Below are 24,715 nucleotides of genomic sequence, written 5' to 3' on the forward strand. Positions count from 1 at the left end.
GCTCAGGGCTCGCCGTCGTCCGGTCCCGGAGCGACGACGTCGACGTGCTCGGGCAGCAGGGGGTTCACCGAGAACGCCCCCGCGACGGCGTCCGGCGGCAGCAGTTCCACGCTCCGGACCTCGGATGCCGCGGCGAGCCGGGACGCCTCCGCCGGCGCGACGCGGACGACGACGCCGACGACGCAGGCGCATCCGTCGGCGAGACGCCCGGCCGAGGCGGCTGCGACCCGCACGGCCCGGTCGTTGCCCATCGCCGACCGGAGCCGGCCCGCAGCGACGGCCGGGGCGCGCCGCAGCGCCTCCGGGTGCTCGGACACGTCGACCGCGACCAGCGGGGTCTGCACCCGATCGATCGGCACGCGGAACAGCACCTGGGCGACCCGCGGGTCCCCGGGCAACTCCGCCACCTGTTCGACCGTCACCGGCGGCGCGAACGACACCAGACCCCAGCGCGGGTCGGCGCCGGCGGGGTCGAGACTCGCCGCGGCCCGCGCGAGGTAGCCGGGAACCGGCTCACCGTGGTCCGGACCGAGGGTGTCGGTGCGCACCGTCGCCGTCCGGGGCGGGGTGAGCAGTCCGGCCGCGAGTACCGCCGACGCCAGCACCGCTGTCGCCGCCACGGGCAGGAACGACCGCCGCACGGTCAGGCGCTGCGCAGCACGGCGAGCGCGTGTTCGAGGTCGGCCGGGTATTTGCTGGTGATCTCGATCCAGCGCCCGTCGGCCGGGTGCGCGAACCCGAGCGAGCGGGCGTGCAGCCACTGGCGTTCGAGGCCGAGCCGCTCCGCCAGGCGCGGGTCGGCGCCGTAGGTCAGATCCCCGCAGCAGGGGTGCCGCAGCGCCGAGAAGTGCACGCGGATCTGGTGGGTGCGGCCGGTCTCGAGGTGGATGTCGAGCAGGCTCGCGGCCTGGAAGGCTTCGACGGTGTCGTAGTGGGTGATGCTGGGCTTGCCGTCGGCGGTGACGGCGAACTTCCAGTCGCTGCTGCGGTGCCGGCCGATCGGCGCGTCGATCGTGCCGCTGCTCGGATCGGGGTGCCCCTGCACGAGGGCGTGGTAGCGCTTGTCGATGGTGCGCTGCTTGAACGCCCGCTTGAGCACCGTGTAGGCGCGCTCGGACGTCGCGACGACCATCACTCCGGAGGTGCCCACGTCGAGGCGGTGGACGATGCCCTGCCGTTCGTGGGCGCCGGAGGTGGAGATCCGGAACCCCGCTGCGGCCAGGCCGCCGATCACGGTCGGTCCGGTCCAGCCGACGCTCGCGTGCGCCGCCACGCCCACGGGCTTGTCCACCGCGACGATGTCGTCGTCCGCGTAGAGGATCTCCATGCCCTCGACCGGGGTCGCCTCGATGGTCAGCGGACGGGGCGGCTCGGGCAGTTCCACCTCGAGCCACGAACCGGCGGACAGCCGGTCCGACTTTCCCGCCGCGGCGCCGTCGACCAGGACGGCACCCTCCTCGGTCAGGGCGGCGATCGCCGTGCGCGACAGGCCGAGCAGCCGTGCCAGACCCGCGTCGACCCGCATCCCGTCGAGCCCGTCGGGGACGGGCATCGCCCGGGTTTCTCTCACTGGTGTGCTTCCTTTCTGCTGCCGGCGGAGTCGGTCTTGCGTGAGCCGTCCGGTTCGATGCCGAAGACGGTCAGCGCGACGAGCAGGATCGCGCCGCAGACGATGGCGGAATCGGCGACGTTGAACACCGGCCACCAGCCGACGGACACGAAGTCGACGACATGTCCCTGCAGCGGACCCGGGGACCGGAAGATCCGGTCGACCAGATTACCCAGCGCTCCCCCGAGGACGAGCCCGAGTCCCAGGGCCCACCACCCCGACCGCAGCGTGCGGCCGATCCGGACCACCCCCACCACGACGGCGACCGCGACGAGGGTCAGCAGCCACGTCATGCCGGTGGCCATGGAGAAGGCGGCACCCGGGTTGCGCACCAGCGTCAACGTCACCGTGTCCCCCACGACGGAGATCGGGTCGCCCGGGTCGATGTAGTGGACCGCGAGGATCTTCGTGAGCAGGTCGAGGCCGAAGATCACCGCGGCGAGGGCGAGCAGCGCACTCAGCCGCCGGACCGGCACAGGGGCGTCCTTCTCCGGGGAGTCGGCCGTCGCCGACGCACTCGGTTCCGCGACGGTGTCGGGGTGGGCATCGTGCTCGATGGGGTCGTCGGTCACCCTGCCATCATCCCCCATCGGAGGAGCACGACGGCCACCCCGCCCGCCGTGGCTACCCTGGGGTGCGTGCCTGTGCTGCCCAGATTCGCCCGCCCGAGGGCCCGCTCCCTCGGTGTGGCCCTGTCCCTGACCACCCTTCTCGCCGGGTGCGGCAACTCCGCCGACGGCGCGGCTCCCGCCTCGACGGCGACCTCCACGGAGGTCACGGTGCCCGTCGCCGCGGTCACCGCGGTGGTCCTGGACCCGGGGGCCGAGCCACGCAGCCGGATCCGACTCACCCCGCCCGCCGGCACGAGCCAGCAGGTGGCGCTCACGACGTCCTCGCAGGTCTTCCAGTCGATCGGTGACCAGCCGGAGCAGGACTTCTCCACCCCCGAACTGACGTTGCCCCTCACCGCGACGGTGGGCGAAGCCGTGTCGGACACCTCGCCGAGCAGCCTGGTGGACCTGCGGATCGACGATGCGACGTCGCCGGACGCGGCCCTCGCCGCGGCCCTCGGTCCCGCCGAGGGCTCCGAGGCGGGACTGACGATGGCGCCGTCCGGGGCGGTGAGCGCGCTGCGGCTCGACCCCACCCCGGACTCCGCGGACATCGCCCGCTCCGCCATCGAGCAAGCCTTCTACCAGGCCGTGTACCGGATGGTGTCGTTCCCCGAGGAGGAGATCGGCGTGGGTGCGGTGTGGGAGATCCACCAGCAGGTGATGAGCGGGATGGCGCTCGATCAGGTCGCCACCGCGCGCCTGCTCGAACGGGACGGCGACCGCCTGACCGTGCAGCTGCGCATCACGCAGACCCCGCGAGAGTCCACCTGGGCTCTGCCGAACGGGTCCGGCCAGCTGAACATCGACCGGTACGAGATGACCGGCGAGGGCACGATGACCATCGACCTGGGCCGGCCGCTCCCGATCGCCGGGGATCTCACGGTGGGCGGCAAACAGGCCTACAGCGATCCCGCGGGCACCACGCGCCTGGCACAGAGTCTGGTGGACCGGGTGCGCTGGCAGTCCTGAGCGCTCACCGGACACGACGGCGGCCGGGGCGGATCTCCACCCCGGCCGCCGTGTCGGTCTTCGTCAGGCGCAGGCGGGCGACTGCAGCTGAGCCGTCGCGACGATGGCGCAGGCGTTGTTCTTCGACAGCTTCCACACGCCGTCCTCGGCGACGAAGTCGACGGTGCCGACGGCGGGCTGCTGCGCACCGGCCAGCAGGGTCTCGATACCGGCGGTGACCGTGCCGTTCTGGTTGTCGTTGACGTCCAGGACGGTGATCTGCGCGCCGGCCTGCTTGGCGGCGGCGGCGACCTGGTCGATCAGTGCCGGATCCTGCTCGGCGCCCTGCACGAGGTCCACCTTCTCCTCGGCCGGGACGGTCTCGTCGAACGCCTTGGCCAGCATGGCGTTGAGATCCTCGACGGTCGGCACCGGCGGGTACTGCGCGACGGCCGTCGTGGTGCTGGTGGTGGTCTTCGCCGAGGTCGAGGTCGAGCTACCTCCGTCGTCCGAGCTGCAGGCGGACATCGTGAGGGCGGCGGCCACAGCCACCGTGGCGACAGTGATCTTGCGAAGCTTCAAGTTCTCGTCCTTCTCGTTCTCGATCGTGCACGGATACCGTGCTCGGTTCATCCAGCAGCGGATGCTCCACCGGGACAGCGGATCGCCCGTAAGCGTACCCGGCGGTAGTAAGAAGACCGTGAGAGCGGCGGGGGCACGCGCACTCACCCCAGTCCGGCGAGCGGATCGGCCTCGGCCAGCGCGGGATCGTTCTCGTCGAGGGTGCGGGCCGCCCCCGGTCCGGTCGAGCGGGTCTCGAAGCGGACCGTCACCACGCCGTGTCCGGCGCCCTGCACCCAGCCGTGCCCGAATTCCGGATGCCGCACGTCCGTGCCGGGACGCCACCGCGGTCCCGTCGGCGGCGCAGCCCGCTCCGGCCGGAGCTGCGGCGACGACTCCACCGTGCCTTCCGGGGCCTGCTCGAGCTCGGGAAAGAGCGAGTCCTGCCGGATGCTGGACAACCCGGCGAGGCCGACACCGACGAGGCGGATCGCCCCGATTTCGAGCGGATCGAGCACGAGGCGCTGCGCCGCCGCCGTGAGCGTCGCCACGTCCTCGGTGGCGTACGGCAACGTCGACGAGCGGGTGAGGATGCTCATGTCGGCCTTGCGCAACTTGAGCACGACGGTCCGGGCGGCGCGACCGTCTCGCCGCAGCCGGCGGTGCGCCGCGGCCGCGGCGGTGGCGACGGCGCGTCGCAGTTCGGCGAGGGTGACGATGTCGGTCTGGTACGTCGTCTCGGCGCTGACCTGCTTGGCGTCGGCGCGTTCGACGACCGGCCGGTCGTCGTGGCCGCCGGCGAGCCGGTGCAGCGCAGGACCGACCGTCGCGCCCAGGATCGACGCGGCCTCCGCGACCGGGAGCGCCGCGAGGTCCCCGATCGTGTCGATCCCCAGCCGGCGCAGCCGCTCCTCCGACACCGGTCCGATCCCCCACAGCTTGCGCACGGGCAGACCGTGCAGCAGTGCCAACTCCTCCTCGGGTCGCACGACCAGCGCTCCGTCGGGTTTGGCGAGGCCGGAGGCGATCTTGGCGATCTGTTTGCCGGAGCCGGCGCCGACGGACGCGACGAGACCGGTGCGGTCCCGCACCTGTTCACGCAGCCGCGCACAGAACGCCTCCACCTCCCGGTGCGTGGCGCCGGCGAGTTCGGCGGGCTCGGCGAACGCCTCGTCGAGCGACAGCGTCTCGAGCACGGGGATCTGTTCGCGCAGCACCTCGAACACGGTGTGACTGAGGGTCTGGTAGAGCACGCCGCGCGGCGGCAGCACCACGGCCGCGGGCCCCACCAGCCGGCGTGCGCGGCTCATCGGCATCGCCGACCGCGCCCCGAAGACCCGGGCCTCGTAACTGGCCCCGGCGACCACGCCGCGCGCGCCGAGACCGCCGACGAGCACCGGCCGGCCCCTAAGGGTCGGCCGGGTCAGTTGCTCGGCCGAGGCGAAGAACGCGTCGAGGTCCAGGTGCAGGACCCAGCGCCGAGCGCTGCGAGTCACCACGTCGGGCACACGGCGATCTTCGCCCCTCGCACCGACAGCGGGGCCGTATCGCCGCCGCGGACCCCTCGGCGCGGCTGTGGCCGCGCCGAGGTCACCGGGACGCTCATGCCTTGACGATCGCCGCACGCACCCCTTCGCCGAGCTCGAGCGCCCCGTCGCCGGCGGGCGCCAGTTCGAAGCTGGTGGCCAGCACCTCCGAGGCGATGAGGTCGCGGTGCCGCACCGCCCAGTCCGCGCGGTCGGCCGGCACCTCGAACACCACGCCGATGCGGTCCGAGACCTCCAGGCCCAGGTTGCGGCGCGCGTCCTGCAGTTCGCGGATCCGGTCCTTCGCCCAGCCCTCGGCCTCGAGCTCCTCGGTGACCGTGGAATCCAGCACCACCAGGCCGGCGCCGCCGGGCAGCGCGGCCGTCGACTCCGGCTCCGCCGCGACCAGGCGCGTCGTGTACTCCTCCGGCAGCAGGGCGATACCGGCGGCAGTGACGGTGCCGTCGTCCGCCTCCGACCAATCCCCCGCCTTGACCGCCTTGATGACCGTCTGCACATCCTTGCCGAGGCGTGGTCCGGCAGCCCGGGCGTTGACGACCAGCTCGAAGCGGCCGTGCGCATCGACGTCGTCGGTCAGTTCGACCGACTTCACGTTCACCTCGTCCTGGACGAGGTCGGCGAACGGCTGCAGCCGGTGGGCATCGGGGGCGGCCACGGTGACCTGCGGGAGCGGCAGCCGCACGCGCAGCTTCTGGGCCTTGCGCAGTGACAGCACCGTCGAGCACACCGCGCGGACCTCGTCCATCGACTCGACCAGGGCCGGGTCGGCCGGCAGCTCCCCGGCGGCCGGCCAGTCCGCCAGATGCACCGAGCGACCGCCGGTCAGGCCCCGCCAGATCACCTCGGTGACCAGCGGCAGCAGGGGAGCCGCCAGACGGCTGACGACCTCGAGCACGGTGTGCAGGGTGTCGATCGCGTCGGCGTCCTCGTCCCAGAACCGGCTGCGGGAGCGGCGCACGTACCAGTTGGTGAGGGCGTCGCTGAAGGTGCGCAGCTCGTCGCAGGCCCCGGCGATGTCGACCACCTCGAGGGCGTCGGTGACGACGTCGCGGGTGGCGGCGAGCTTGGCCAGGATGTACCGGTCGAGCACGTGCGGCGAGTCGGTGCGCCACGTGCCGGGCTCGGAGGCGTACAGCTGCAGGAAGCTCCATGCGTTCCACAGCGGCAGCAGCGCCTGCCGGACACCCTCGCGGATGCCCTGCTCGGTGACGACGAGGTTGCCGCCGCGCAGGATGGGCGAGGACATCAGGAACCACCGCATGGCGTCGGAGCCGTCGCGGGCGAAGACCTCGTTGACATCGGGGTAGTTGCCCTTGGACTTGCTCATCTTCAGCCCGTCGTCCCCGAGCACGATGCCGTGCGCCGCGACGGTCTTGAAGGCGGGCCGGTCGAACAGCGCGGTGGCCAGCACGTGCAGGGTGTAGAACCAGCCGCGGGTCTGACCGTTGTACTCGACGATGAAGTCGCCCGGGTAGTGGGAGTCGAACCACCCTTGATTCTCGAACGGGTAGTGCACCTGCGCGAACGGCATGGAGCCCGACTCGAACCAGCAGTCCAGCACCTCGGGGACGCGGCGCATCGTCGACGTTCCGGTCGGGTCGTCGGGGTTGGGGCGGGTCAGCTCGTCGATCATGGGCCGGTGCAGGTCGGCCGGGCGCACCCCGAAGTCGCGTTCGAGCTCGTCCAGGGAGCCGTAGACGTCGATCCGCGGGTAGGCCGGGTCGTCCGAGACCCACACCGGAATCGGGCTGCCCCAGTATCGGTTCCGGCTGATGTTCCAGTCGCGGGCACCTTCGAGCCACTTGCCGAACTGTCCGTCGCGGATGTGCTCGGGCACCCAGGTGATCTGCTTGTTCAGCTCCACCATGCGGTCCCGGAACTGGGTGACGGCGACGAACCACGACGGCACCGCCATGTAGATCAGCGGTTGTCCGGACCGCCACGAGTGCGGGTAGGAGTGCTCGATCGTCTCGTGCCGCAACAGCTTTCCCGCGGCCTTGAGGTCCTTGATGATCACCGGGTTGGCGTCGAAGACCTGCAGCCCCTCGTAGGGCGGGACCATCGCGGTGAACTTCCCGCCCGGATCGAGCGGCTGCACCAGTTCGATGCCGTTGCGCTGGCAGTACTCCATGTCTTCCTCACCGAAAGCCGGTGCCAAATGCACGATTCCGGTGCCGGAGTCGGTGGTGACGTAGTCGGCGGCGAGGATCCGGTGGGCGTTCTCGCGGCCCACGAAGAAGTCGAACGGCGGCTCGTAGGCCAGGCCCACGAGGTCGGCGCCGGAGTAGCGGCCGAGCACCTCGGGTTCGTCACCGAGTTCGCGCGCGTAGTGACCGGCCCGGTCCTGCGCGAGGACGTAGGTCTTGCCGTCGGCGCCGCGCACGCCGATGTACTCGATGTCGGGATGCACCGCGATCGCAAGGTTGGACGGCAGGGTCCACGGCGTGGTGGTCCAGATCAGCGCGCACGCGCCGTCGAGCTCGGAGCCGGGGGCGCGCAGCACCATGTCCACGGTCACCGCCGGGTCCTGGCGCATCTTGTACGCGTCGTCGAGGCGGGTCTCCTGATTCGACAGCGGGGTCTGCTCGTACCACGAATAGGGCAGCACCCGGAAACCCTGGTAGATCAGGCCCTTGTCGTAGAGCTGCTTGAAGGCCCACATGACCGACTCCATGAAGTCCAGGTCCAGGGTCTTGTAGTCGTTGTCGAAGTCCACCCAGCGGGCCTGCCGGGTGACGTAGTCGCGCCACTCCCCCGTGTACCGCAGCACCGACGTCTTGCAGTACGCGTTGAACTCGGCGAGCCCCATCGTGTCGATCTCGGACTTGTCCGTGATCCCGAGCTGCTTCTCCGCCTCGAGCTCGGCGGGCAGACCGTGGCAGTCCCAGCCGAAGCGCCGCTCGACCTTCTTCCCGCGCATCGTCTGGAAGCGCGGGATCAGGTCCTTGACGTAGCCGGTGAGCAGGTGGCCGTAGTGCGGCAGACCGTTCGCGAAGGGCGGGCCGTCGTAGAAGACGAACTCGTCGGCGCCGTCGCGGTTGGACACCGACGCCCGGAACGTGTCGTCCTCCGCCCACCGGTCGAGGACCTTCACCTCGAGCTCGGGGAAGTCGACGCCCGAATCCTTGGCGACCCCGTAGTCGACGAGCGGGTACTTGCCGGTCGGCGCGACCGGGGCCTGCGGGCTGTCGGGGGTGCTCTTCGTCACAGCGTGACTCCTCGTGCCTAGACGTGTCCGGCACGGGGACGATCACCGCGCACTGTGCGCCGGCAACCGCGGTACCACCCCGCTTGCACCGTCCCTCCGGGCGCTGCCGGTGAGACGGGCCTCTCGTTCGGGCTGTGACGGGCCCACCCGTTCGGTTCTACTGAGCAGTGCCGGTCGGCACGGCCGTTCTTCCGAAGGCTCCCCGGTGATGGCCGGATCGTCGCCGTCCCCGGCGGCCGCCGGGAAAGGACTGCAGTCTGTCCTCGGATTATTCTATGCCGCCGCGCTCACTCGCCGGCATCGCGTCCCCCGCGGCGCCGTTCCGGTTCGCCTCCGGCCGCCGTCGGGGGCGCGGTCCGTTTGCCGCTCAGCGCACTGATCAGCAGCAGGACCGCGCCCACCACACACACGACGATGCAACCCCAGGCCCACAGCACGGAGCCCGTCATGAGCGCCACGACGAGCATCCCGAAGCCGACGGCTGCGAGGGAGAGCGTCACCACCAGCACGGCGCACCCTCATCCCCACCCGGCCATCGGACCCCCGCCTCGGTCAGCTGTTGCCCTTGGCGAAGGACGTGGACCCGAACGACGAGTTCGACTGGTTGAACGCATCCTGGCCGCCGTCGACCGGCACGGCAGACCCGCGCTGCTCGAGTTCCTCGAGCTGGGACTCGAGGTAGGACTTCAGGCGCACCCGGTACTCACGTTCGAACGTCTTGAGCTGCTCGATGCGACCCTCGAGCACCGAACGCTGCTGGTTGATCGTCGCCATGATCTCGGTGTGCTTCTTCTCCGCGTCCGCCTGCAGCGCGTCGGCCTTCTCCTTGGCCTGACGCAGCTGCGTCTCCGAACGGGTCCGGGCGTCGGCGAGCATCGCTTCCGACTTCTGCCGCGCGTCCGCGATCATGGCCTCGCTGCGGGTGCGCGCGTCGGAGATGAGCTGCTCGGAGTTGGTGCGGGCATTACGCAGCAGCTCCTCGGCCTCGGTCTTGGCGTCGCCGGTGAGCCGGTCCGCCATCTCCTGGGCCAGACCCAGCACCTTGGCGGCCTGCATGCTCGCGTCCGCGGAGGCCGGCGCGGCCGCGACCGGCGCGGGGGCCGGCGCCGGCGCCGGGGTCGGCGCGGGTTCCGGCGGCTTCGGCGCCTCGACGACGCGCGCGGGTTCCGGTTTGGCGGCCGGGGCCGGAGCCCCCCCGGAACGGGCGCCCTTCTTGGCCTCGGCCAGCTCCTGGTCGAGTTCGGCCACCCGCTGCCGCAGGTCGGCGTTCTCCTCGATCAGGTGGGACAGTTCCTGCTCGACGAGATCCAGGAATGCGTCGACCTCGTCCTCGTTGTAACCACGCTTTCCGATCGGCGGCTTGCTGAACGCGACATTGTGCACATCAGCTGGGGTCAGCGGCATGGAAGGATCCCTTCACGCGTCGTGTGAGCGGTCAAGCAAGCATTCAGTTATATCCACAGTGCGTCACGCGTATCAAACTCACTGTAACTGGCACCCCATTCTGGCACAGGGCGGCTTTCACGCGGATCGTCCGAGCAGGTGTCGGCCTCAGAGCGTCCCACCTCGGGGAATGAACGCCATCAGGAAGTAGACGATGAAGAGCAGCACCATGATGGACAGATCCAGTCGCACTCCGCCGAGATTCAGCGGAGGAATGAGCCGGCGCAACAGTTTGACCGGCGGATCGGTGACCGTGAAGATCGCCTCGAGAACGACGACGACAAATCCCGTCGGCTTCCAGTCCCGCGCGAACGTCCGGATGAACTCGACGATGATCCGGCCGATCAGCAGCAGCCAGAAAATGAACAGCAGGAACCAGAGCACCTCGAATACGGCCACTCGCCCACTCTGCCCGACAACGGCGCATCGAGCCAAACCGAAACGCCCGGCGTCCGGTGTTGCACACCGGGCACCGGGCGTCGACCGTGCCGGGAACCGCCGCCGCGGATCGGGTCACTGCTGGTTGTAGAAGCCCGTCTCCGCGATCCGGCGGCGCTCCTCGGCGGAGACGTCGATGTCCGCCGGGGACAGCAGGAACACCTTCGTGGCGACCTTGTCGAACGAACCGCGCAGCGCGAAGGCCAATCCGGCCGCGAAGTCGACGAGCCGCTTGGCGTCGGCATTGCTCATCTCGACCAGGTCCATGATCACCGGGGTGCCGTCGCGGAACCGCTCACCGATCGTGCGGGCCTCGCCGTAGTCCCGGGGACGCAGCGTGGTGATCTTCGACAACGGGCCTCCCTCGTCGAACAGTGCGCCGCGACGGGCCTCGGACCGTTCCAGGCGGCCCTCGGAACCGAGCGACGACCGTGCGGCGGCACGCGCCGGCGGCGGGGTCGGGCGCGGTGCGCGAGCCGTGATCGGCTCCACGCGGGCCGCGCGCACGGGCGGCTCGTAACGATCGAAGCCGTCCGGTTCGAAGTCGCGGCCGGCATCCTCGCGCCGTGATGCCTTGTACTCGTCCCGGTGCGACGGTCCGTAACCGCCGCCCGCGTACGGCGGCTCGTCGTAATCGCGGTCGCGCTCCCGGCGGGCACTCGCGGGGTCGTCGAGATAGTCGTCCTCGTACTCCTCGAGCGGCACCATCCCGAAGTACGCCTTGAACTTGTGGAGTGAGCTCATGGATCAACCTTCCTCGCGCGGCGGTCGCCACTCAGGCTAACGGCCGCGAGCCCAACACCGCGGTTCCGACACGCACGCACGTCGAACCCCATCGCACCGCCGCCTCGAGATCACCGGACATCCCGGCGGACAGTTCGGTGGCCTCGGGGTGATCGGAGCGCAGCGCGGCGTGGAGCCCGGCGAGCCGTTCGAAGGCGGCATCCGGGTCCCAGCCCAGCGGCGGTACCGCCATGAGACCGCGCAACGCGAGCCCGGCGGTCCCGGCGATCTCGTCCGCGAGCGCGTGCAGGTCGGCGGAACTCACCCCGCCTCGCTGCGGGTCGTCGTCGAGACTTACCTGCAGCAGGACGGCCAGGGGCGTGTCACGATCACCGGCGTCCTGCGCGGCCCGCGCACCGGCGTCCAGTGCGCGGGCCAGCCGGGCGCTGTCGACCGAGTGCACGGTGTGGGCCCAGCGCGCCACGGCCCGCGCCTTGTTGCGTTGCACCCGGCCGATCATGTGCCAGGCGACGGTGGGATCGGTTGTCCGCGAGCGGAATTCGGCAACCTTCGCGGTCGCTTCCTGTTCGCGGGATTCGCCGAAGGCGCGGCACCCGAGGCCGTAGAGGATCTCCACGTCGGAGACCGGGAAGAACTTCGTCACCGGTAGCAGTGTGATCTCCGCCGGGTCGCGGCCCGCCGCCCGGGCCGCGGCGTCGAGCCGCTCGTGTGCCCGGCGCAGTCCGTCGGCTATCTCGGCACGCCGCGCGCCGGCATCCGCTGCGGTCACCGGCCACCTCCGGCGGCGGGGCTCATCGGCCACCTCCGGCGGCGGTGTCCGATCCGGCTTCGAGCCAGATCACCGCCGCCAGCCGTCCGGTCGGCGCCTGCCGGCGATGGCTGAACAACGTCGGATCCTCGATGGTGCACCGGGGATCCTCCGCGACGGCCGTGACGCCGTGCTCGAGCAGTTGCCGGCGCAGCCCGGCCCGCAGGTCCAGCGCGGGCGTGCCCGCGACGGTGCGGGTGGCGCTACCGGGCAGGTGCGCCTCCACGTCGGCCTGCATCGAGGCGGGCACCTCGTACCGGCGCCCGCTCGCGGCGGGTCCGAGGAACGCGCCGATGCGCTCCGGTCGCGCACCGAGTTCGGTCATCGCGTCCAGGACGCGGGGCACGATCCCCACGCGGGCACCGATCCGGCCCGCGTGCACGGCGGCGATCACGCCCGCCTCCTCGTCCGAGAGCAGCACGGGCACGCAGTCCGCGCTCAACGTGACGAGCGCGAGACCGGTCTCGCGCGTGACCAGCGCATCGGTCGCGGGTACCGGGCCGCGGACCGGGCCGTCCACGACGGTGACGTTGCGACTGTGGATCTGCTCCATCCACACGAGGCGCTCGTACGGCAGCCCGATGACCGAGGCGAGCCGGCGCCGGTTCGCCTCGACCGCGGCCGGGTCGTCCCCCACGTGGTCACCGAGGTTGAACGAGTCGTAGGGCGGGGCGGAGACGCCGCCGGCACGGGTGGTGACGACCCGCCGCGCCCGCAGAACCGGCTGTGCCACCGTCAACGGCGCATGAAGATCGGCACGTCGACGTCGTCGTCGCCGTCGTCGTCCGCCTCGACCGGCCGCGCCGGCTGGGCCGACCCGATCGGCGGGAGCGAGCTGCCCGCGACGGGGTGCGGCTCGCGCGCCGGCATCTCCTCGGCCCGCTCCCGCTCCGGGCGGCCGACGTCGCCGGCACGCCCCGCGCCGATGGTGCCGCCGCGCGTGGCGGGGGTCGGCGGGGCCGATTCGACGGGACGTCGCGCCGGGGTGCCGCCGTCGAACCCGGCCGCGATGACGGTGACGCGCACCTCGTCGCCCAGGGAGTCGTCGATGACCGTGCCGAAGATGATGTTCGCGTCGATGTGCGCGGCCTCCTGCACCAGCGAAGCCGCCTCGTTGATCTCGAACAGGCCGAGGTCGGAGCCGCCGGCGATGGACAGCAGCACGCCGCGCGCACCCTCCATCGACGCCTCGAGCAGGGGCGAGTTGATCGCTGCCTCGGCGGCCTTGATGGCCCGGCCCTCGCCACGGGAGGAGCCGATGCCCATCAGGGCGCTGCCGGCGCCGGACATCACGCCCTTGACGTCCGCGAAGTCGACGTTGATCAGACCCGGGGTGGTGATCAGGTCGGTGATGCCCTGGACACCGTTGAGCAGCACCTCGTCGGCGGAGCGGAACGCGTCCATGAGACTGACGGCGGCGTCGCCGAGCTGCAGGAGCCGGTCGTTGGGGATGACGATGAGGGTGTCGCACGACTCGCGCAGGGTCTGGATGCCCGTGTCGGCCTGGCTGCCGCGGCGCTTGCCCTCGAACGAGAACGGCCGCGTGACGACGCCGACGGTCAGCGCTCCGAGCTTGCGGGCGATGCTCGCGACCACGGGCGCGCCGCCGGTGCCGGTCCCGCCGCCTTCACCGGCGGTGACGAAGACCATGTCGGCGCCCTTGAGCACCTCTTCGATCTCGTCCTTGTGGTCTTCGGCGGCCTTGCGGCCGACCTCGGGGTCCGCGCCGGCGCCGAGCCCCCGGGTGAGCTCGCGGCCGACGTCGAGCTTGACGTCGGCGTCGGACATGAGCAGGGCCTGCGCGTCGGTGTTCACCGCGATGAACTCGACTCCCTTGAGTCCCTGTTCGATCATGCGGTTGACCGCGTTCACGCCGCCACCGCCGATACCGACGACCTTGATTACGGCGAGGTAGTTGTGCGGGGGCGTCATGGGCTCTCGCCTTCCTGAGAAATCGGTCACGCTTCGATCATCATCGGTGAGGTACGGACAAACCCTCAACCACAGGTCGATGGTTATGTCAAGTATCTCGACTGGTGCGAAACGCTATGGCACGGTGGCGGCGATCCGCCAGCAGGCGCGCCGACGGCGGGCACGATTTTCGTCCCGGGGCCTCGATCACCGGCCGCGTCGTCATCGCACCGTCGGCAGGTCGGGCGCCGCCACGTCGTAGGTCTGCCCTGGCCGGGTGAGCAACGGCACCACCACCTGTGCCTTGCGATCCGAACGTTCCACCGTGCCCCACACCACGATCCGGCCGTCGTGCAGGGTGAGCGAGACCTCGGATGCCGACGGCGCGTTCACCTCACCCACCTGCACACGCAGCTCGGGCGGCAGCGCCTCGAGCACCTCGATCGCCGCGGCCGTCGCCGGGTCGCCGGGACCGGCGGCGGGGGTGACCAGACGCGGGGTCAGCATGGGCGGCGGCTCGACCGCGAAGTCCACCCCGTCGGCGTCGAGCGAGTGTGTGCCGTCGGGCGCGTCGACGAACACCACTGCCTCCCGCTCGGTCACCGTGACCCGCACGGTGGAGGGGTAGACGCGCTGGACCCGTACGGACGCCGCCCGCGGCAGCGTCGCGACCCGCTGCGCCGCCGCCGCCGTGTCGACCTGCAGCAGCGGCGTGCCCTCCGCGAGGTCGAGACGGGCCAGCACGTCCTCCTGCGGGATCGCCGTCGCCCCCACGACCTCGACGGTCCGGACCGACAGCAACGGCGACAGCCACGCGACGGCGATCAGCCCGAGCACCGCCGCCACCACCGCCGCACCGATCAGCACCGTCCGCACCCGCACGGAGCGGCCCGAGGGCCGGCGCGCGGGTCGTGCCGCCCCGCGGGGGCGGATACGGGTGGTGGCGGCGGGCGTCACGGACCGACCGGCCCCGGACCGGCAGCAGCTCCCGGCCGCAGCCGGCCCGGCTTGCTGCGCAGGGCATCGAGAATCTGGCGCCCGAGCATGGTCACGTCCCCCGCACCCATGGTGATCACGACGTCGCCCGGACGGCTCAGCCGCGCGACCTGGCGTGGCACGAGAGACAGATCCGGCTGGTAGTGCACGGGCTTGGACACCGACTGCGCGACGAGGGCACCGCTCACGCCCGGTCGCGGCTTCTCGCGCGCACCGTAGACGTCCAGGACCACGACCTCGTCGGCGAGGTCGAGGGCCGCGCCGAACTCGGTCGCGAAGGTCTCGGTGCGCGAGTACAGGTGCGGCTGGAAGACGACGATCACGCGGGGGCGTTCGGTGCCCGTCTCGGTGTAGCGGACCGGCTCGCCGGCGACCAGCTCCGCGGCCGCGGCCAGCACCGCACGGACCTCGGTGGGATGGTGGGCGTAGTCGTCGAACACCCGCACGCCGTGTTCGCGGCCGCTGTACTGGAAGCGGCGGTGCACCCCGCCGAAACCGGCCAGACCCTCGACCGCTTCCTCGACCGGGGCGCCCGCCTCGAGGGAGGCGAGCAGCGCGGCGAGCGCGTTGAGCGCCATGTGCCGGCCGGGAACGGACAGCCGCACCGTGCGCGGTGCCGCCTCGTCGGCCAGGTGGAACTCGGCCACTCCCCCGACGTCCTTGGCCTCCCAGTTGAGCAGACGCACCCCCACCGGCACCCCGTCCACCTCGGCACCGTCACCGATCGCCGCCGCCGTGCCGTATCCGGTGACCCGCAGATCGTCCGGGCGACGGGCCGTCGCGCGTCGCGCGAGGGCGGCCGAGCCGGGGTCGTCGAGGCAGGCCACGAGCAGTCCGCCGGGGGCGATGCGGTCGACGAAGTCGTCGAACACCTGCACGTACGCCTCTTCCGTGCCGAAGAAGTCGAGGTGGTCGGCCTCGATGTTGGTCACGATCACCACGTCGGGGTCGTACTGGAGCAGGGAACCGTCGCTCTCGTCGGCCTCGGCGACGAACACGTCACCGCTACCGTGGTGCGCGTTGGTGCCCGACTCGTTGAGTTCGCCGCCCACGGCGAAGGACGGGTCGAAGCCACAGTGCTGCAGTGTCACCACCAGCATCGAGGTCGTCGACGTCTTGCCGTGCGTGCCGGCGACCAGGAAGGTGCGGTGCCCGCGCATCAAGGCGGCCAGCACCGCCGGGCGGAACAGGACGGGGACACCGCGGTCGCGGGCGGCGACGAGCTCGGGGTTGTCCTGGGGGATCGCGGCGTGCGTCGTCACCACCGCGGTGGGGCCGCCCTCGAGCAGGTCGAGCGCGTTCGCGTCGTGTCCGATGCGCACCGAGGCGCCGCGCGCACGCAACGCCAGCACGCCGCGGCTCTCCTTCGCGTCCGATCCGGAGACCTTCCCCCCGCGAGCGAGCAGGATCCGGGCGATGCCGGACATCCCGGCCCCGCCGATGCCTACCATGTGCACCCGCTCGAGCTCCGGGGGCAGCTGCTCGCTCATCGATCACTCCTGTTCGCTTTTACACCTGCGACGTCCAGCACGATCCGCGCTACCTCGGCGGCGGCGCTGCGGTGGCCCGCTCCTGCCGCCCGCCGTCCCATCTCGGCCAGACGGGTGGCGTCACGCAACAGCGGGATCACCGTGTCGGCCACGAACGCCGGTGTCAGTTCCTCGTCCGCCACGATCATTCCACCTCCGGCCGCCACCACCGGCCGGGCGTTGAGTTCCTGCTCTCCGTTGCCGTGCGGCAACGGCACGTACACCGCCGGCAGCCCCACCGCGGACACCTCGGCGACGGTCATCGCACCGGAGCGGCAGATCACCGCGTCGGCGGCGGAGTACGCCAGGTCCATTCGCGTCAGGTAGGGCACGGCGACGTAGGGACAACGGTCGTGCTCGGGACGTGTGGGCACGTCGACGGTGTTCTTGGGGCCGTGGGCGTGCAGCACGGCGATGCCCGCGGCGGCGAGCTGTCCGGCAGCGCCGGAGACGGCCTCGTTGAGGGAGCGGGCGCCCTGCGAACCGCCGAACACCAGGAGCACCGGCCCGTCCGGGGGGAGCCCGAAGTGGGCCCGGGCCTGGGCGCGCAGTGCCGCGCGGTCCAGCCCGGTGATGGACGACCGGACGGGGATGCCGACGATCTCGGCCTCGCCGCGGCGCACGATGCCCGATCCCGGGACCGCGGCCAGGACGCGTGCCGCGCGCAGGGCCCCGATCTTGTTGGCGATACCGGCGCGGGCGTTGGCTTCGTGGACGACGACGGGGATGCGGCGCCGGCGGCGCAGCGGCCCGGCACCGGCGGCCAGGTAGGCGGGCAGCGCCACGTAGCCGCCGAATCCGACGACGACGTCGGCGTGCGCGTGGTCGAGCACCTCGCGGGTCCGGCGAACCGAGGCGAGGACCCGGGCCGGCAGCCGGGCCAGGTCGGCGGTGAGCTTGCGGGGCAGTGGCACCGGGGGGATCAGTTCGAGGGGATAGCCGCGCTGCGGCACGAGGGTGGTCTCGAGACCCCGTTCGGTGCCCAGCGCGGTGATCGTCGCCGTCGGCACCAACTCGCGGATCGCGTCGGCGACCGCGAGGGCCGGCTCGATGTGCCCGGCGGTGCCGCCCCCGGCCACCACCACGGACAGGGCAGACTGCTCGCCGCTCACCTACGATTTCCTCGCTCTCCGGTTCGTCCGTCTCTGCTGTCGGTCGTGCGCGCCGGGCGTCTCGCCCGGCGCGGGGCCTGGTCCTGCGGCGCGGCGGGCTGTGTCGTGCGCCCGCGCGCACGCTCCTGTGGTGCGCGTCCCCGCGGTGCCGGCCGCTCACGGACCGCCGTGCCGCTGCCCCGCTCGGCTCCGGCCCGGCGCGGCGCGGCGCGGCCGGGATCGGCACGCCGATCGAGCCGCACGCCTTCGCCGCGTGACGGGGTGTACTGCTCCGGTTTCGGCAGCCGCAGCAGCCGTCCGAAGCGGCCGTCCTGCCCGGCGTGCAGGGCGGCGACGGCCTCCGGTTCGTGCCGCGCCGCGTTGGCGATCAGACCGAACATCAGCAGCGTCGTCGCAGTGGACGTGCCGCCGGCCGAGACCAGCGGAAGCTGCAGTCCGGTCACGGGCAGCAGCCCGACGACGTAGCCGATGTTGATGAATGCCTGTCCGATGATCCACGTGGTGGCGGTGGCAGTGAGCAACCGCAGGAACGGATCGACCGAGCGCAGCGAGATCCGCAGACCGGCGTACGCGAACAGACCGAACAGGCCGATGACTGCCAGGCCGCCGAGGAATCCGAGCTCTTCACCGATGATGGCGAAGATGAAGTCGTTGTGGGCGTTGGGCAGGTAGCTCCACTTGGCGCGGCTCTGCCCGAGACCGCGGCCCCAGACTCCGCCGTCGGCCAGGGAGAACTTCGCCTGGCGTGCCTGGTACCCGATGCCCTGGGGGTCCGCGCCGGGATTGAAGAAGGCACGCACGCGTGCGGACCGGTACCCGGCGGTCAAGGCGAGAAGCACCGCGAGCCCGGCGGCGGTACCGACGATCGTCAGGAACACCCGTAGCCGCAGACCTGCGAACCAGAGCAGCGCCAGGACGATGATCGCGAGCGAGACGGTGGTACCCAGGTCGGGCTGGAGGATGATCAGCAGGGTGACCACCAGGGTGGCCGGGACCAGCGGAATCATCATCTCGCGGGTACTGGAGCGCTCTGCGCGACGCGACGCGAGCAGGTGCGCACCCCAGACGGCGATGGCGATCTTGGCCAGCTCGGAGGGCTGCAACGACACGCCGGCGACGACGAACCACCCGCGGGTGCCCTGGGACAGCGTGCCGATGCCGGGGATGAGCACCAGGACCAGCAGCACGACGGTGACCGCGAACGCCGGGAACGAGAACCGGCGCAGCACCCGCACCGGCACGATCAGGGCGAGGTAGAAGATGACCATGCCGAGGGCCGCGAAGATCGCCTGCGAGGTGAACAGGCCGTAGGCCGAACCGTTCGTGGCGACGGCTTCGACACTCGACGACGACAGGACCATCACCAGGCCCAGCACGGTGAGCAGCACCGCGATCGTGACGACCAGGTGGAACGAGGCCAGCGGCCGGGCCAGCCACAGCCCGACCCGGTTCCGCGCCGCCCCGTCGGCGGGCTGCGGGGTGTTCACCGCCGCGTCCCGCCCCCGCGCAGTTGCTCGACCGCGGCGGCGAACGCGCGACCACGCTGCGCGTAGTCGGCGAACATGTCCAGCGACGCCGCGGCCGGCGCCAGCAGCACGGTGTCCCCTGCCGTCGCCAGCGACGCCGCCTCGCGCACCGCGGTCCGCATGGCCTCGGGCCCGTCCACCTCCGCGAGCGCCACCCGGCGTGCGGTACCCGGGACCGTCCCCGGTTCGCTCGTGCTCATCTGTCCATCGTCGCGCGTGTCGAGGACGACGACGGGGACGTCGGGGGCGTGTCGCGCGAGCGCGTCGGCGATGCGGCCGGCGTCACGGCCGAGCAGCACCACCCCGGCCAGACGGGGGGCGACCTCCGCCACCAGGTCGTCGACGTGCGCGCCTTTGAGCAGGCCGCCGGCCACCCACACCACCCGGTCGTGGGCGAGCAGCGACGTGCGCGCCGCGTGCGGATTGGTGGCCTTCGAATCGTCGATGTACGTCACGCCGTCGACGGTGCCGACGGGGGCGGCGCGGTGCGGACCGACGCGGTGCCGGCGCAGGCCGTCGTGCACGGCGGAGGCGGGGACGTCGATCGCGCGGGCCAGTGCCGCGGCGGCGAGCGCGTCGGACAGGCCGGCCGGCCCGGCCGGGGTAACGTCGGCGACCGCGGCGAGCACGGCGGAGTCGGCGAACGCGCGGTCGACCAGGACGTCGCCGCTGATGCCGAGCTCACCGGCCTGCGGGTAGCCGAGGGTGAAGCCGACCGTCACGACGGCCCGCGACCGGTCGCGCAGGCTTCCGGCGATCGGATCGTCGAGGCCGAGCACGCCGACGGTGCCGGTCAGCGCCCGCGCCTTGGCGTCGATGTAGCCCGCCATCCCGCCGTGCCAGTCCAGGTGGTCCTCGGCGATGTTGAGGATCACGCCGGCCTCGGGTCGCACGGACGGCGCCCAGTGCAGTTGGAAAGACGACAGTTCCACGGCGAGGACGTCGGCGCGGGGCTCGGTCCGGCGCAGTGCGTCGAGGACGGGCAGGCCGATGTTGCCGCACGCCACGGACGCGAGTCCGGCGGCTTCGAGAATCGACTGCAGCATCGTCGTCGTCGTGGTCTTGCCGTTGGTGCCGGTGACGACGAGCCAGCGCCGCGGCGGGCCGTAGATCTCGGCCCGGTCGATACGCCAGGACAGTTCGATGTCCCCCCAGATCGGCACAGCCGCCCCCGCGGCATGCGAGAGCAGCGGTGCGTCCGGCGAGAACCCGGGGCTCGTCACGACCAGGGCGTAAGCATGCAGCGACGACGCGTCCGCGACGAGGTCGTCGAGATCGACGGTGTCGGCACCGAGTTCGCGGCAGCGCGCGAGGGCCTGCGGGTCGCGGTCGGCCACGGTCACCACCGCCCCGAGGTCGGCGAGGGGCCCGAGGGTGGCGCGGCCGGACATCCCGCCCCCGGCGACGAGCACGCGGGCGCCGCGGAGCCGGTCGAGGCCTTGGCGGCGCAGTTCGTCAGTCACGGTGTCAATCCCCGATCGCCGCTAGGTATTCGCTGTAGAACAGGGCCATGCCGATGGCCGAGGCGATGGCGGCGAGCAACCAGAACCGGATGATCACCGTCGTCTCGGCCCAGCCGCCGAGTTCGAAGTGGTGATGGAACGGCGCCATGCGGAACACGCGACGCCGGCTGGACCGGAACACCGCCACCTGGATGACCACGGATGCGGCCTCGGCGACGAACAGGGCACCGATGACGACCATGAGCAGCTCGGTGCGCGTGGTGACGGACAGACCCGCGAGCATGCCGCCGAGGGCGAGCGAGCCGGTGTCCCCCATGAAGATCTTCGCGGGGGCGGCATTCCACCACAGGAAGCCGATGCACGCGGCGGCGCCGGCGGCGCACAGCAGCGCCAGGTCGAGCGGGTCCCGCACGTCGTAGCAGCCCTTGCCGGGGTCGGCGACGCACGAGTTGCGGTACTGCCAGAACGTGATGATCACGTAGGCGCCGAGCACCAGGCTCATCGACCCGGCGGCGAGGCCGTCGAGGCCGTCGGTGAGGTTGACGGCGTTGGACCAGGCGCTGACGAGCAGGTACACGAAGAGGATGAACACCACCGCACCCATCGAGACCGTGGCGATGTCGCGCACGTAGGACAGGTGCGTGCTGCCGGGGGTGAGCCCGTCACCGTTGCGGAACTGCAGGGCGAGGATGCCGAACGCGACGGCGGCGACGAGCTGGCCGACCAGCTTGGCGGTCTTGTTCAGACCCAGGTTGCGCTGCTTGCGGATCTTGATGAAATCGTCGAGGAAACCGACGCCGCCGAGGGCGGTGGTCAGACCCAGCACGAGCAGACCCGAGGCCGACGGTCCCTCGGCCCCCTCGTAGGCCAGGCCGATGGCGTGCGCACCGAAGTAGCCGGCCCACAGGCCGGCGAGGATCGCCACGCCGCCCATCGTCGGGGTGCCGCGCTTGGACTGATGACTCTGTGGCCCTTCGACGCGGATCTCCTGGCCGAATCCCTGCCGCGAGAACGCCTTGATCAGCACCGGCGTCAGCAGGATCGACACCGCCAGCGCGATTCCCGCGGCGAAGAGGATCTGTCTCACCGTGCGGCCTCCGTTTCCGTTCCTGCCGTGCCCACCGACCCTGCGAGGATCGCCTCCGCCACCGTCCACAGCCGGACGGACTGCGAGGCCTTGACCAGCACCAGGTCGCCGGGCTGCAGTTCGCGCTCGAGGAGCGCGATCGCCGCGTCGGCGTCGGGGACGTGGGTCGCCTCGTCGCCCCAGGATCCTTCCATCACCGCACCCTGGTAGAGGCCGCGGACCGGGCGCGTCGCGCCGACCGCGACGATGCGGGTGACGTCCAGGCGCACCGCGAGCCGGCCGATCGCGTCGTGTTCGACGACCGACTCGTCCCCGAGTTCGCCCATCTCCCCCAGGACCGCCCAGGTCCGGCGCGGGCTCTCACCCGCGCGGGCCATCGTCACCAGCGCCTTGAGCGCCGCGCGCATCGAATCGGGGTTGGCGTTGTAGGCGTCGTCGACGACGGTGACGCCGTCGGCGCGGGTGCGCACGTCCATGCGATGTGCCGATACCGCGCCGGCGCCGCCGAGCGCGGTCGCGACCTGCTCGAGCGTGGCGCCGCACTCGAGGGCGACGGCCGCGGCCGCGAGGGCGTTGCCGATGTGGTGCTCACCATGCACCGCGAGGGTGACCGCGGCGCGACGCTCGGTGCCGCCGTCGCGCACGACCAGGGTGAAGGTGGGGCGGGCGTGCTCGTCGAGGTGGATGTCGGTCGCCCGGATGTGCGCGGCCGGGTCGCTGCCGACGAACACGACACGGGCACGGGTGCGGGACGCCATCGCGACGACCAGCGGATCGTCGGCGTTGAGGATCGCCACGCCGCCCTCCGCGGCGGGCGGCAGGGCTTCGACCAGTTCTCCCTTCGTCTGCGCGATGACCTCCTGGGATCCGAACTCCCCCAGGTGGGCGGTGCCGACGTTGAGCACCGCTCCGATTCGGGGCGGAGCGACGGTGGCGAGGGCCGCGATGTGCCCGGGTCCGCGCGCCGACATCTCCAGGACGAGGAATCGGGTGTCGGTGGTCGCGCGCAGCGCCGTCCAGGGATGTCCGAGTTCGTTGTTGAACGAGCCGGGCGGTGCGACGACGGGACCGAGCGGCGCGAGCACCGCCGCGAGCAGGTCCTTCGTGGAGGTCTTGCCTGCGGATCCGGTGACGCCGACGACGGTCAGTCCGGCCGCGGTGAGCTCGTCGACCGCGGCGCGGGCGAGGGCACCCAGCGCGGCGAGCACCGCGGCGCCGGAGCCGTCGGCGTCGTGCTCGAAGGCCAGCGAGTTGGTCTCGACCGGCGGCACCGGCGGCACCACGACGGCGGGCACACCCACCGGCCGGGCGGCGAGCACCGCGGCGGCCCCGGCGGCGATCGCCTCGGCGGCGTGATCGTGCCCGTCGGAGCGGGCTCCCGGCAGGGCGAGGAACAGCCCGTGCGGGGTGACCTTGCGGGAGTCGAATTCGACGGTGCCCGTCACCTCGACGGCCGGGTCGTCGACGTCGTGCAGTGTCCCGCCGACCACCTCCGCGATGCGGGCGAGTGTCATCGGGATCATGGGGTGCCTCCGTACTGCTCGCTACCTGCGCCGGCGAACCGGTCGATGGCCGCGGCGAGCACCTCGCGGTCGTCGAAGGGGTGCTTGACCCCGTGGATCTCCTGACCGGTCTCGTGGCCCTTGCCGGCCACGAGGACGATGTCGCCAGGACGTGCCCAGCGCACGGCCGCTTCGATGGCCGCCGCCCGGTCGCCGATCTCGCGGACCTGTCCCCGCTGGTGTTCGGGGACGGCGCGGGCACCGGCGAGCACCGCGGCCCGGATGACCTCCGGGTCCTCGGTGCGGGGGTTGTCGTCGGTGACGACGAGCAGGTCCGCTCCCCGAGCTCCGACCTCCCCCATCAGGGGCCGCTTGCCGTGGTCCCGGTCGCCGCCTGCCCCGACGACGACGGCGAGTCGGCCACCGGCCGCCCGCCCGCGCAGCGTCGCGACGACGGCCTCGAGCGCAGCCGGCTTGTGTGCGTAGTCGACGACGGCGAGGAATTCCTGTCCGCGGTCGACCCGCTCCACCCGTCCCGGTACGTCGACGTCGGCGATGCCCGCGGCCGCGGCGTCGACGTCGACCCCGGCGGCCGCGCACACCGCGACGGCGAGGGCGGCGTTGGCGACGTTGAAGTGCCCGGGCAGACGCACCGCCACGCGCCGCTCGACGGCGTCGGGGCCGGTGAGAGTGAACGTCTGGGAGCCGGACGGCTCGGTGCACACCGCCGTGGCGGTCCAGTCGGCCGTGCCGGTGGTGGCGACGGTGCGCACCGCGTCGGGCTCGGCGGGGTGGGCGGCCCGGGCGATCTGCGCCATCCGCACGCCCCACTCGTCGTCGACGCACACGACGGCCCGGTGCGCCCGGACGGGCGAGTCCGCCGCGAACAACCGGGCCTTCGCCCCGAAGTAGTCGTCGAGGTCACGATGGAAGTCGAGGTGGTCCTGGGACAGGTTCGTGAAGGCCCCGACCGCGAAACGGACCCCGGCGACCCGGCCGAGGGACAGGGCGTGGCTCGAGACCTCCATCACCACGGTGTCGATGCCCTGCTCGCGCATGGCCGCGAACAGGGCGTGCAGCTGCGGAGCCTCGGGGGTGGTCAGCGCGCTGGGCACCCGCCGGCCGGCGAGCCGGGTCTCGATGGTGCCGACCAGGCCGGTCACCCGACCCGCGGCGGCGAGTCCCGCCTCGATCAGATAGGAGCTGGTGGTCTTGCCGGACGTGCCGGTGATGCCGACGACCTGGATGTGCCGCGACGGTTCGCCGTAGACGGCAGCGGAGACGAGGCCGAGGACCGACCGCGGATCCGGATGGACCAGCACCGGCACGGGACGGGTGACGACGGCGGCGAGGTGTTCGCATCCGGCGGCGTCGGTGAGGACGGCGACAGCACCGCGCGCCAGCGCCTCCCCCGCGTACTCGGCGCCGTGCGCGCGGGCGCCCGGCAGGGCGGCGAACAGGTCACCGGGCCGCACGCCCTGGGCGCGGAGGTCGACGCCGGTCACGGACACGGGAGCGCCGGCGGCAGTCGGGGCGGCCGCTGCGCCCGGTTCGACGGTGCCGACGGTCGCGCCCACGGCGGCAGCAAGGTCGCGGAGTGGCGTCACCGGTGGATGCTCGGGTCTCAGGCCGCCTCCCGGCGGGGACGGGTCCGGACTCGACGGCACAG

Annotated in this window: 22 protein-coding genes; 1 reads left to right on the forward strand and 21 read right to left on the reverse strand. The window is 72.0% G+C overall.

Going from position 1 to position 24,715, the window contains the following annotated elements; genetic code table 11:
* Positions 1–2: 2 nt before the first annotated feature.
* Genes ACM26Y_RS14460 through lspA form a run of 3 tightly spaced genes read right to left on the reverse strand, consistent with a single transcriptional unit; the run spans position 3 to position 2,181 of the window.
* Positions 3–641, reverse strand: a complete 639-nt coding sequence (locus ACM26Y_RS14460) for a hypothetical protein (RefSeq protein WP_040783534.1) — start codon at positions 639–641, stop codon at positions 3–5.
* A gap of 2 nt (positions 642–643) precedes the next feature.
* Positions 644–1,552, reverse strand: a complete 909-nt coding sequence (locus tag ACM26Y_RS14465; protein WP_193788833.1) for an RluA family pseudouridine synthase — start codon at positions 1,550–1,552, stop codon at positions 644–646.
* 14 nt (positions 1,553–1,566) lie between these two features.
* The gene (gene lspA / locus ACM26Y_RS14470; RefSeq protein WP_003938229.1) at positions 1,567–2,181 is read right to left on the reverse strand and encodes a signal peptidase II; all 615 of its coding nucleotides are present in this window, start codon (positions 2,179–2,181) and stop codon (positions 1,567–1,569) included.
* A gap of 66 nt (positions 2,182–2,247) precedes the next feature.
* Here lspA and ACM26Y_RS14475 point away from each other — a divergent pair, with 66 nt between their 5' ends.
* The gene (locus ACM26Y_RS14475; RefSeq protein ID WP_416061243.1) at positions 2,248–3,192 is read left to right on the forward strand and encodes a hypothetical protein; all 945 of its coding nucleotides are present in this window, start codon (positions 2,248–2,250) and stop codon (positions 3,190–3,192) included.
* Positions 3,193–3,255: 63 nt separating this feature from the next.
* On the opposite strand, the gene ACM26Y_RS14480 is transcribed toward ACM26Y_RS14475, so the two are convergent.
* The 18 genes from ACM26Y_RS14480 to ACM26Y_RS14565 form a co-directional block, all read right to left on the reverse strand.
* Positions 3,256–3,804, reverse strand: a complete 549-nt coding sequence (locus tag ACM26Y_RS14480) for a hypothetical protein (RefSeq protein ID WP_003938226.1) — start codon at positions 3,802–3,804, stop codon at positions 3,256–3,258.
* Positions 3,805–3,896: 92 nt separating this feature from the next.
* Entirely contained in the window at positions 3,897–5,240 is a 1,344-nt protein-coding gene (locus tag ACM26Y_RS14485; RefSeq protein WP_416061244.1) for a DNA polymerase IV, read from the reverse strand.
* Positions 5,241–5,334: 94 nt separating this feature from the next.
* Entirely contained in the window at positions 5,335–8,487 is a 3,153-nt protein-coding gene (ileS, locus tag ACM26Y_RS14490; protein ID WP_416061245.1) for an isoleucine--tRNA ligase, read from the reverse strand.
* A gap of 287 nt (positions 8,488–8,774) precedes the next feature.
* Positions 8,775–8,996, reverse strand: coding sequence for a hypothetical protein (locus tag ACM26Y_RS14495; RefSeq protein ID WP_003938223.1), 222 nt, complete (start codon positions 8,994–8,996; stop codon positions 8,775–8,777).
* A gap of 43 nt (positions 8,997–9,039) precedes the next feature.
* A complete protein-coding gene (locus ACM26Y_RS14500) occupies positions 9,040–9,891 on the reverse strand; it encodes a DivIVA domain-containing protein (RefSeq protein ID WP_003938222.1) in 852 nt (283 codons plus the stop codon).
* Between the two features lie 147 nt (positions 9,892–10,038).
* Complete coding sequence (locus tag ACM26Y_RS14505) at positions 10,039–10,329, reverse strand: YggT family protein (protein WP_003938221.1); 291 nt, start codon at positions 10,327–10,329, stop codon at positions 10,039–10,041.
* Between the two features lie 114 nt (positions 10,330–10,443).
* Entirely contained in the window at positions 10,444–11,112 is a 669-nt protein-coding gene (locus ACM26Y_RS14510) for a cell division protein SepF (RefSeq protein ID WP_003938220.1), read from the reverse strand.
* A 31-nt stretch (positions 11,113–11,143) separates the two neighbouring features.
* Positions 11,144–11,881, reverse strand: coding sequence for a YggS family pyridoxal phosphate-dependent enzyme (locus ACM26Y_RS14515; protein WP_416061246.1), 738 nt, complete (start codon positions 11,879–11,881; stop codon positions 11,144–11,146).
* Positions 11,882–11,903: 22 nt separating this feature from the next.
* Positions 11,904–12,659, reverse strand: a complete 756-nt coding sequence (gene pgeF / locus ACM26Y_RS14520; RefSeq protein WP_416061247.1) for a peptidoglycan editing factor PgeF — start codon at positions 12,657–12,659, stop codon at positions 11,904–11,906.
* Positions 12,656–13,852 (reverse strand): cell division protein FtsZ, encoded by a 1,197-nt coding sequence (gene ftsZ / locus ACM26Y_RS14525; protein ID WP_003938217.1) that lies wholly within the window; start codon positions 13,850–13,852, stop codon positions 12,656–12,658. The genes pgeF and ftsZ overlap by 4 nt, the downstream gene beginning before the upstream one ends.
* A gap of 201 nt (positions 13,853–14,053) precedes the next feature.
* Positions 14,054–14,788, reverse strand: coding sequence for a cell division protein FtsQ/DivIB (locus tag ACM26Y_RS14530; protein ID WP_289380338.1), 735 nt, complete (start codon positions 14,786–14,788; stop codon positions 14,054–14,056).
* A complete protein-coding gene (murC, locus tag ACM26Y_RS14535) occupies positions 14,785–16,317 on the reverse strand; it encodes a UDP-N-acetylmuramate--L-alanine ligase (protein WP_289380340.1) in 1,533 nt (510 codons plus the stop codon). The genes ACM26Y_RS14530 and murC overlap by 4 nt, the downstream gene beginning before the upstream one ends.
* Positions 16,314–17,468, reverse strand: coding sequence for an undecaprenyldiphospho-muramoylpentapeptide beta-N-acetylglucosaminyltransferase (gene murG / locus ACM26Y_RS14540; protein WP_416061248.1), 1,155 nt, complete (start codon positions 17,466–17,468; stop codon positions 16,314–16,316). The genes murC and murG overlap by 4 nt, the downstream gene beginning before the upstream one ends.
* Positions 17,465–18,955 (reverse strand): putative lipid II flippase FtsW, encoded by a 1,491-nt coding sequence (gene ftsW, locus ACM26Y_RS14545; protein ID WP_416061249.1) that lies wholly within the window; start codon positions 18,953–18,955, stop codon positions 17,465–17,467. The genes murG and ftsW overlap by 4 nt, the downstream gene beginning before the upstream one ends.
* Entirely contained in the window at positions 18,952–20,385 is a 1,434-nt protein-coding gene (gene murD, locus ACM26Y_RS14550) for a UDP-N-acetylmuramoyl-L-alanine--D-glutamate ligase (protein ID WP_416063679.1), read from the reverse strand. Before murD ends, ftsW begins: the two co-directional genes overlap by 4 nt.
* A gap of 76 nt (positions 20,386–20,461) precedes the next feature.
* A complete protein-coding gene (gene mraY, locus ACM26Y_RS14555) occupies positions 20,462–21,544 on the reverse strand; it encodes a phospho-N-acetylmuramoyl-pentapeptide-transferase (RefSeq protein ID WP_003934158.1) in 1,083 nt (360 codons plus the stop codon).
* Entirely contained in the window at positions 21,541–23,067 is a 1,527-nt protein-coding gene (locus ACM26Y_RS14560) for a UDP-N-acetylmuramoyl-tripeptide--D-alanyl-D-alanine ligase (protein ID WP_416061250.1), read from the reverse strand. The genes mraY and ACM26Y_RS14560 overlap by 4 nt, the downstream gene beginning before the upstream one ends.
* A complete protein-coding gene (locus ACM26Y_RS14565; protein WP_416063680.1) occupies positions 23,064–24,713 on the reverse strand; it encodes a UDP-N-acetylmuramoyl-L-alanyl-D-glutamate--2,6-diaminopimelate ligase in 1,650 nt (549 codons plus the stop codon). The genes ACM26Y_RS14560 and ACM26Y_RS14565 overlap by 4 nt, the downstream gene beginning before the upstream one ends.
* Positions 24,714–24,715 lie beyond the last annotated feature (2 nt).

It is taken from the genome of Rhodococcus indonesiensis, from assembly GCF_047782815.1.
In the GTDB taxonomy this organism is placed as follows: Bacteria; Actinomycetota; Actinomycetes; order Mycobacteriales; family Mycobacteriaceae; genus Rhodococcus; species Rhodococcus indonesiensis.

Coding starts and splice junctions, on each gene's coding strand:
- ACM26Y_RS14465 (WP_193788833.1), bottom strand. CDS start 1,552: ATGCCCGTCCCCGACGGGCTCGACGGGATGCGGGTCGACGCGGGTCTG.
- ACM26Y_RS14480 (WP_003938226.1), bottom strand. CDS start 3,804: ATGAACCGAGCACGGTATCCGTGCACGATCGAGAACGAGAAGGACGAG.
- ACM26Y_RS14500 (WP_003938222.1), bottom strand. CDS start 9,891: ATGCCGCTGACCCCAGCTGATGTGCACAATGTCGCGTTCAGCAAGCCG.
- ACM26Y_RS14510 (WP_003938220.1), bottom strand. CDS start 11,112: ATGAGCTCACTCCACAAGTTCAAGGCGTACTTCGGGATGGTGCCGCTC.
- ftsZ (WP_003938217.1), bottom strand. CDS start 13,852: ATGACGCCCCCGCACAACTACCTCGCCGTAATCAAGGTCGTCGGTATC.
- murC (WP_289380340.1), bottom strand. CDS start 16,317: ATGAGCGAGCAGCTGCCCCCGGAGCTCGAGCGGGTGCACATGGTAGGC.
- murD (WP_416063679.1), bottom strand. CDS start 20,385: ATGTCCGGCCGCGCCACCCTCGGGCCCCTCGCCGACCTCGGGGCGGTG.
- ACM26Y_RS14560 (WP_416061250.1), bottom strand. CDS start 23,067: ATGATCCCGATGACACTCGCCCGCATCGCGGAGGTGGTCGGCGGGACA.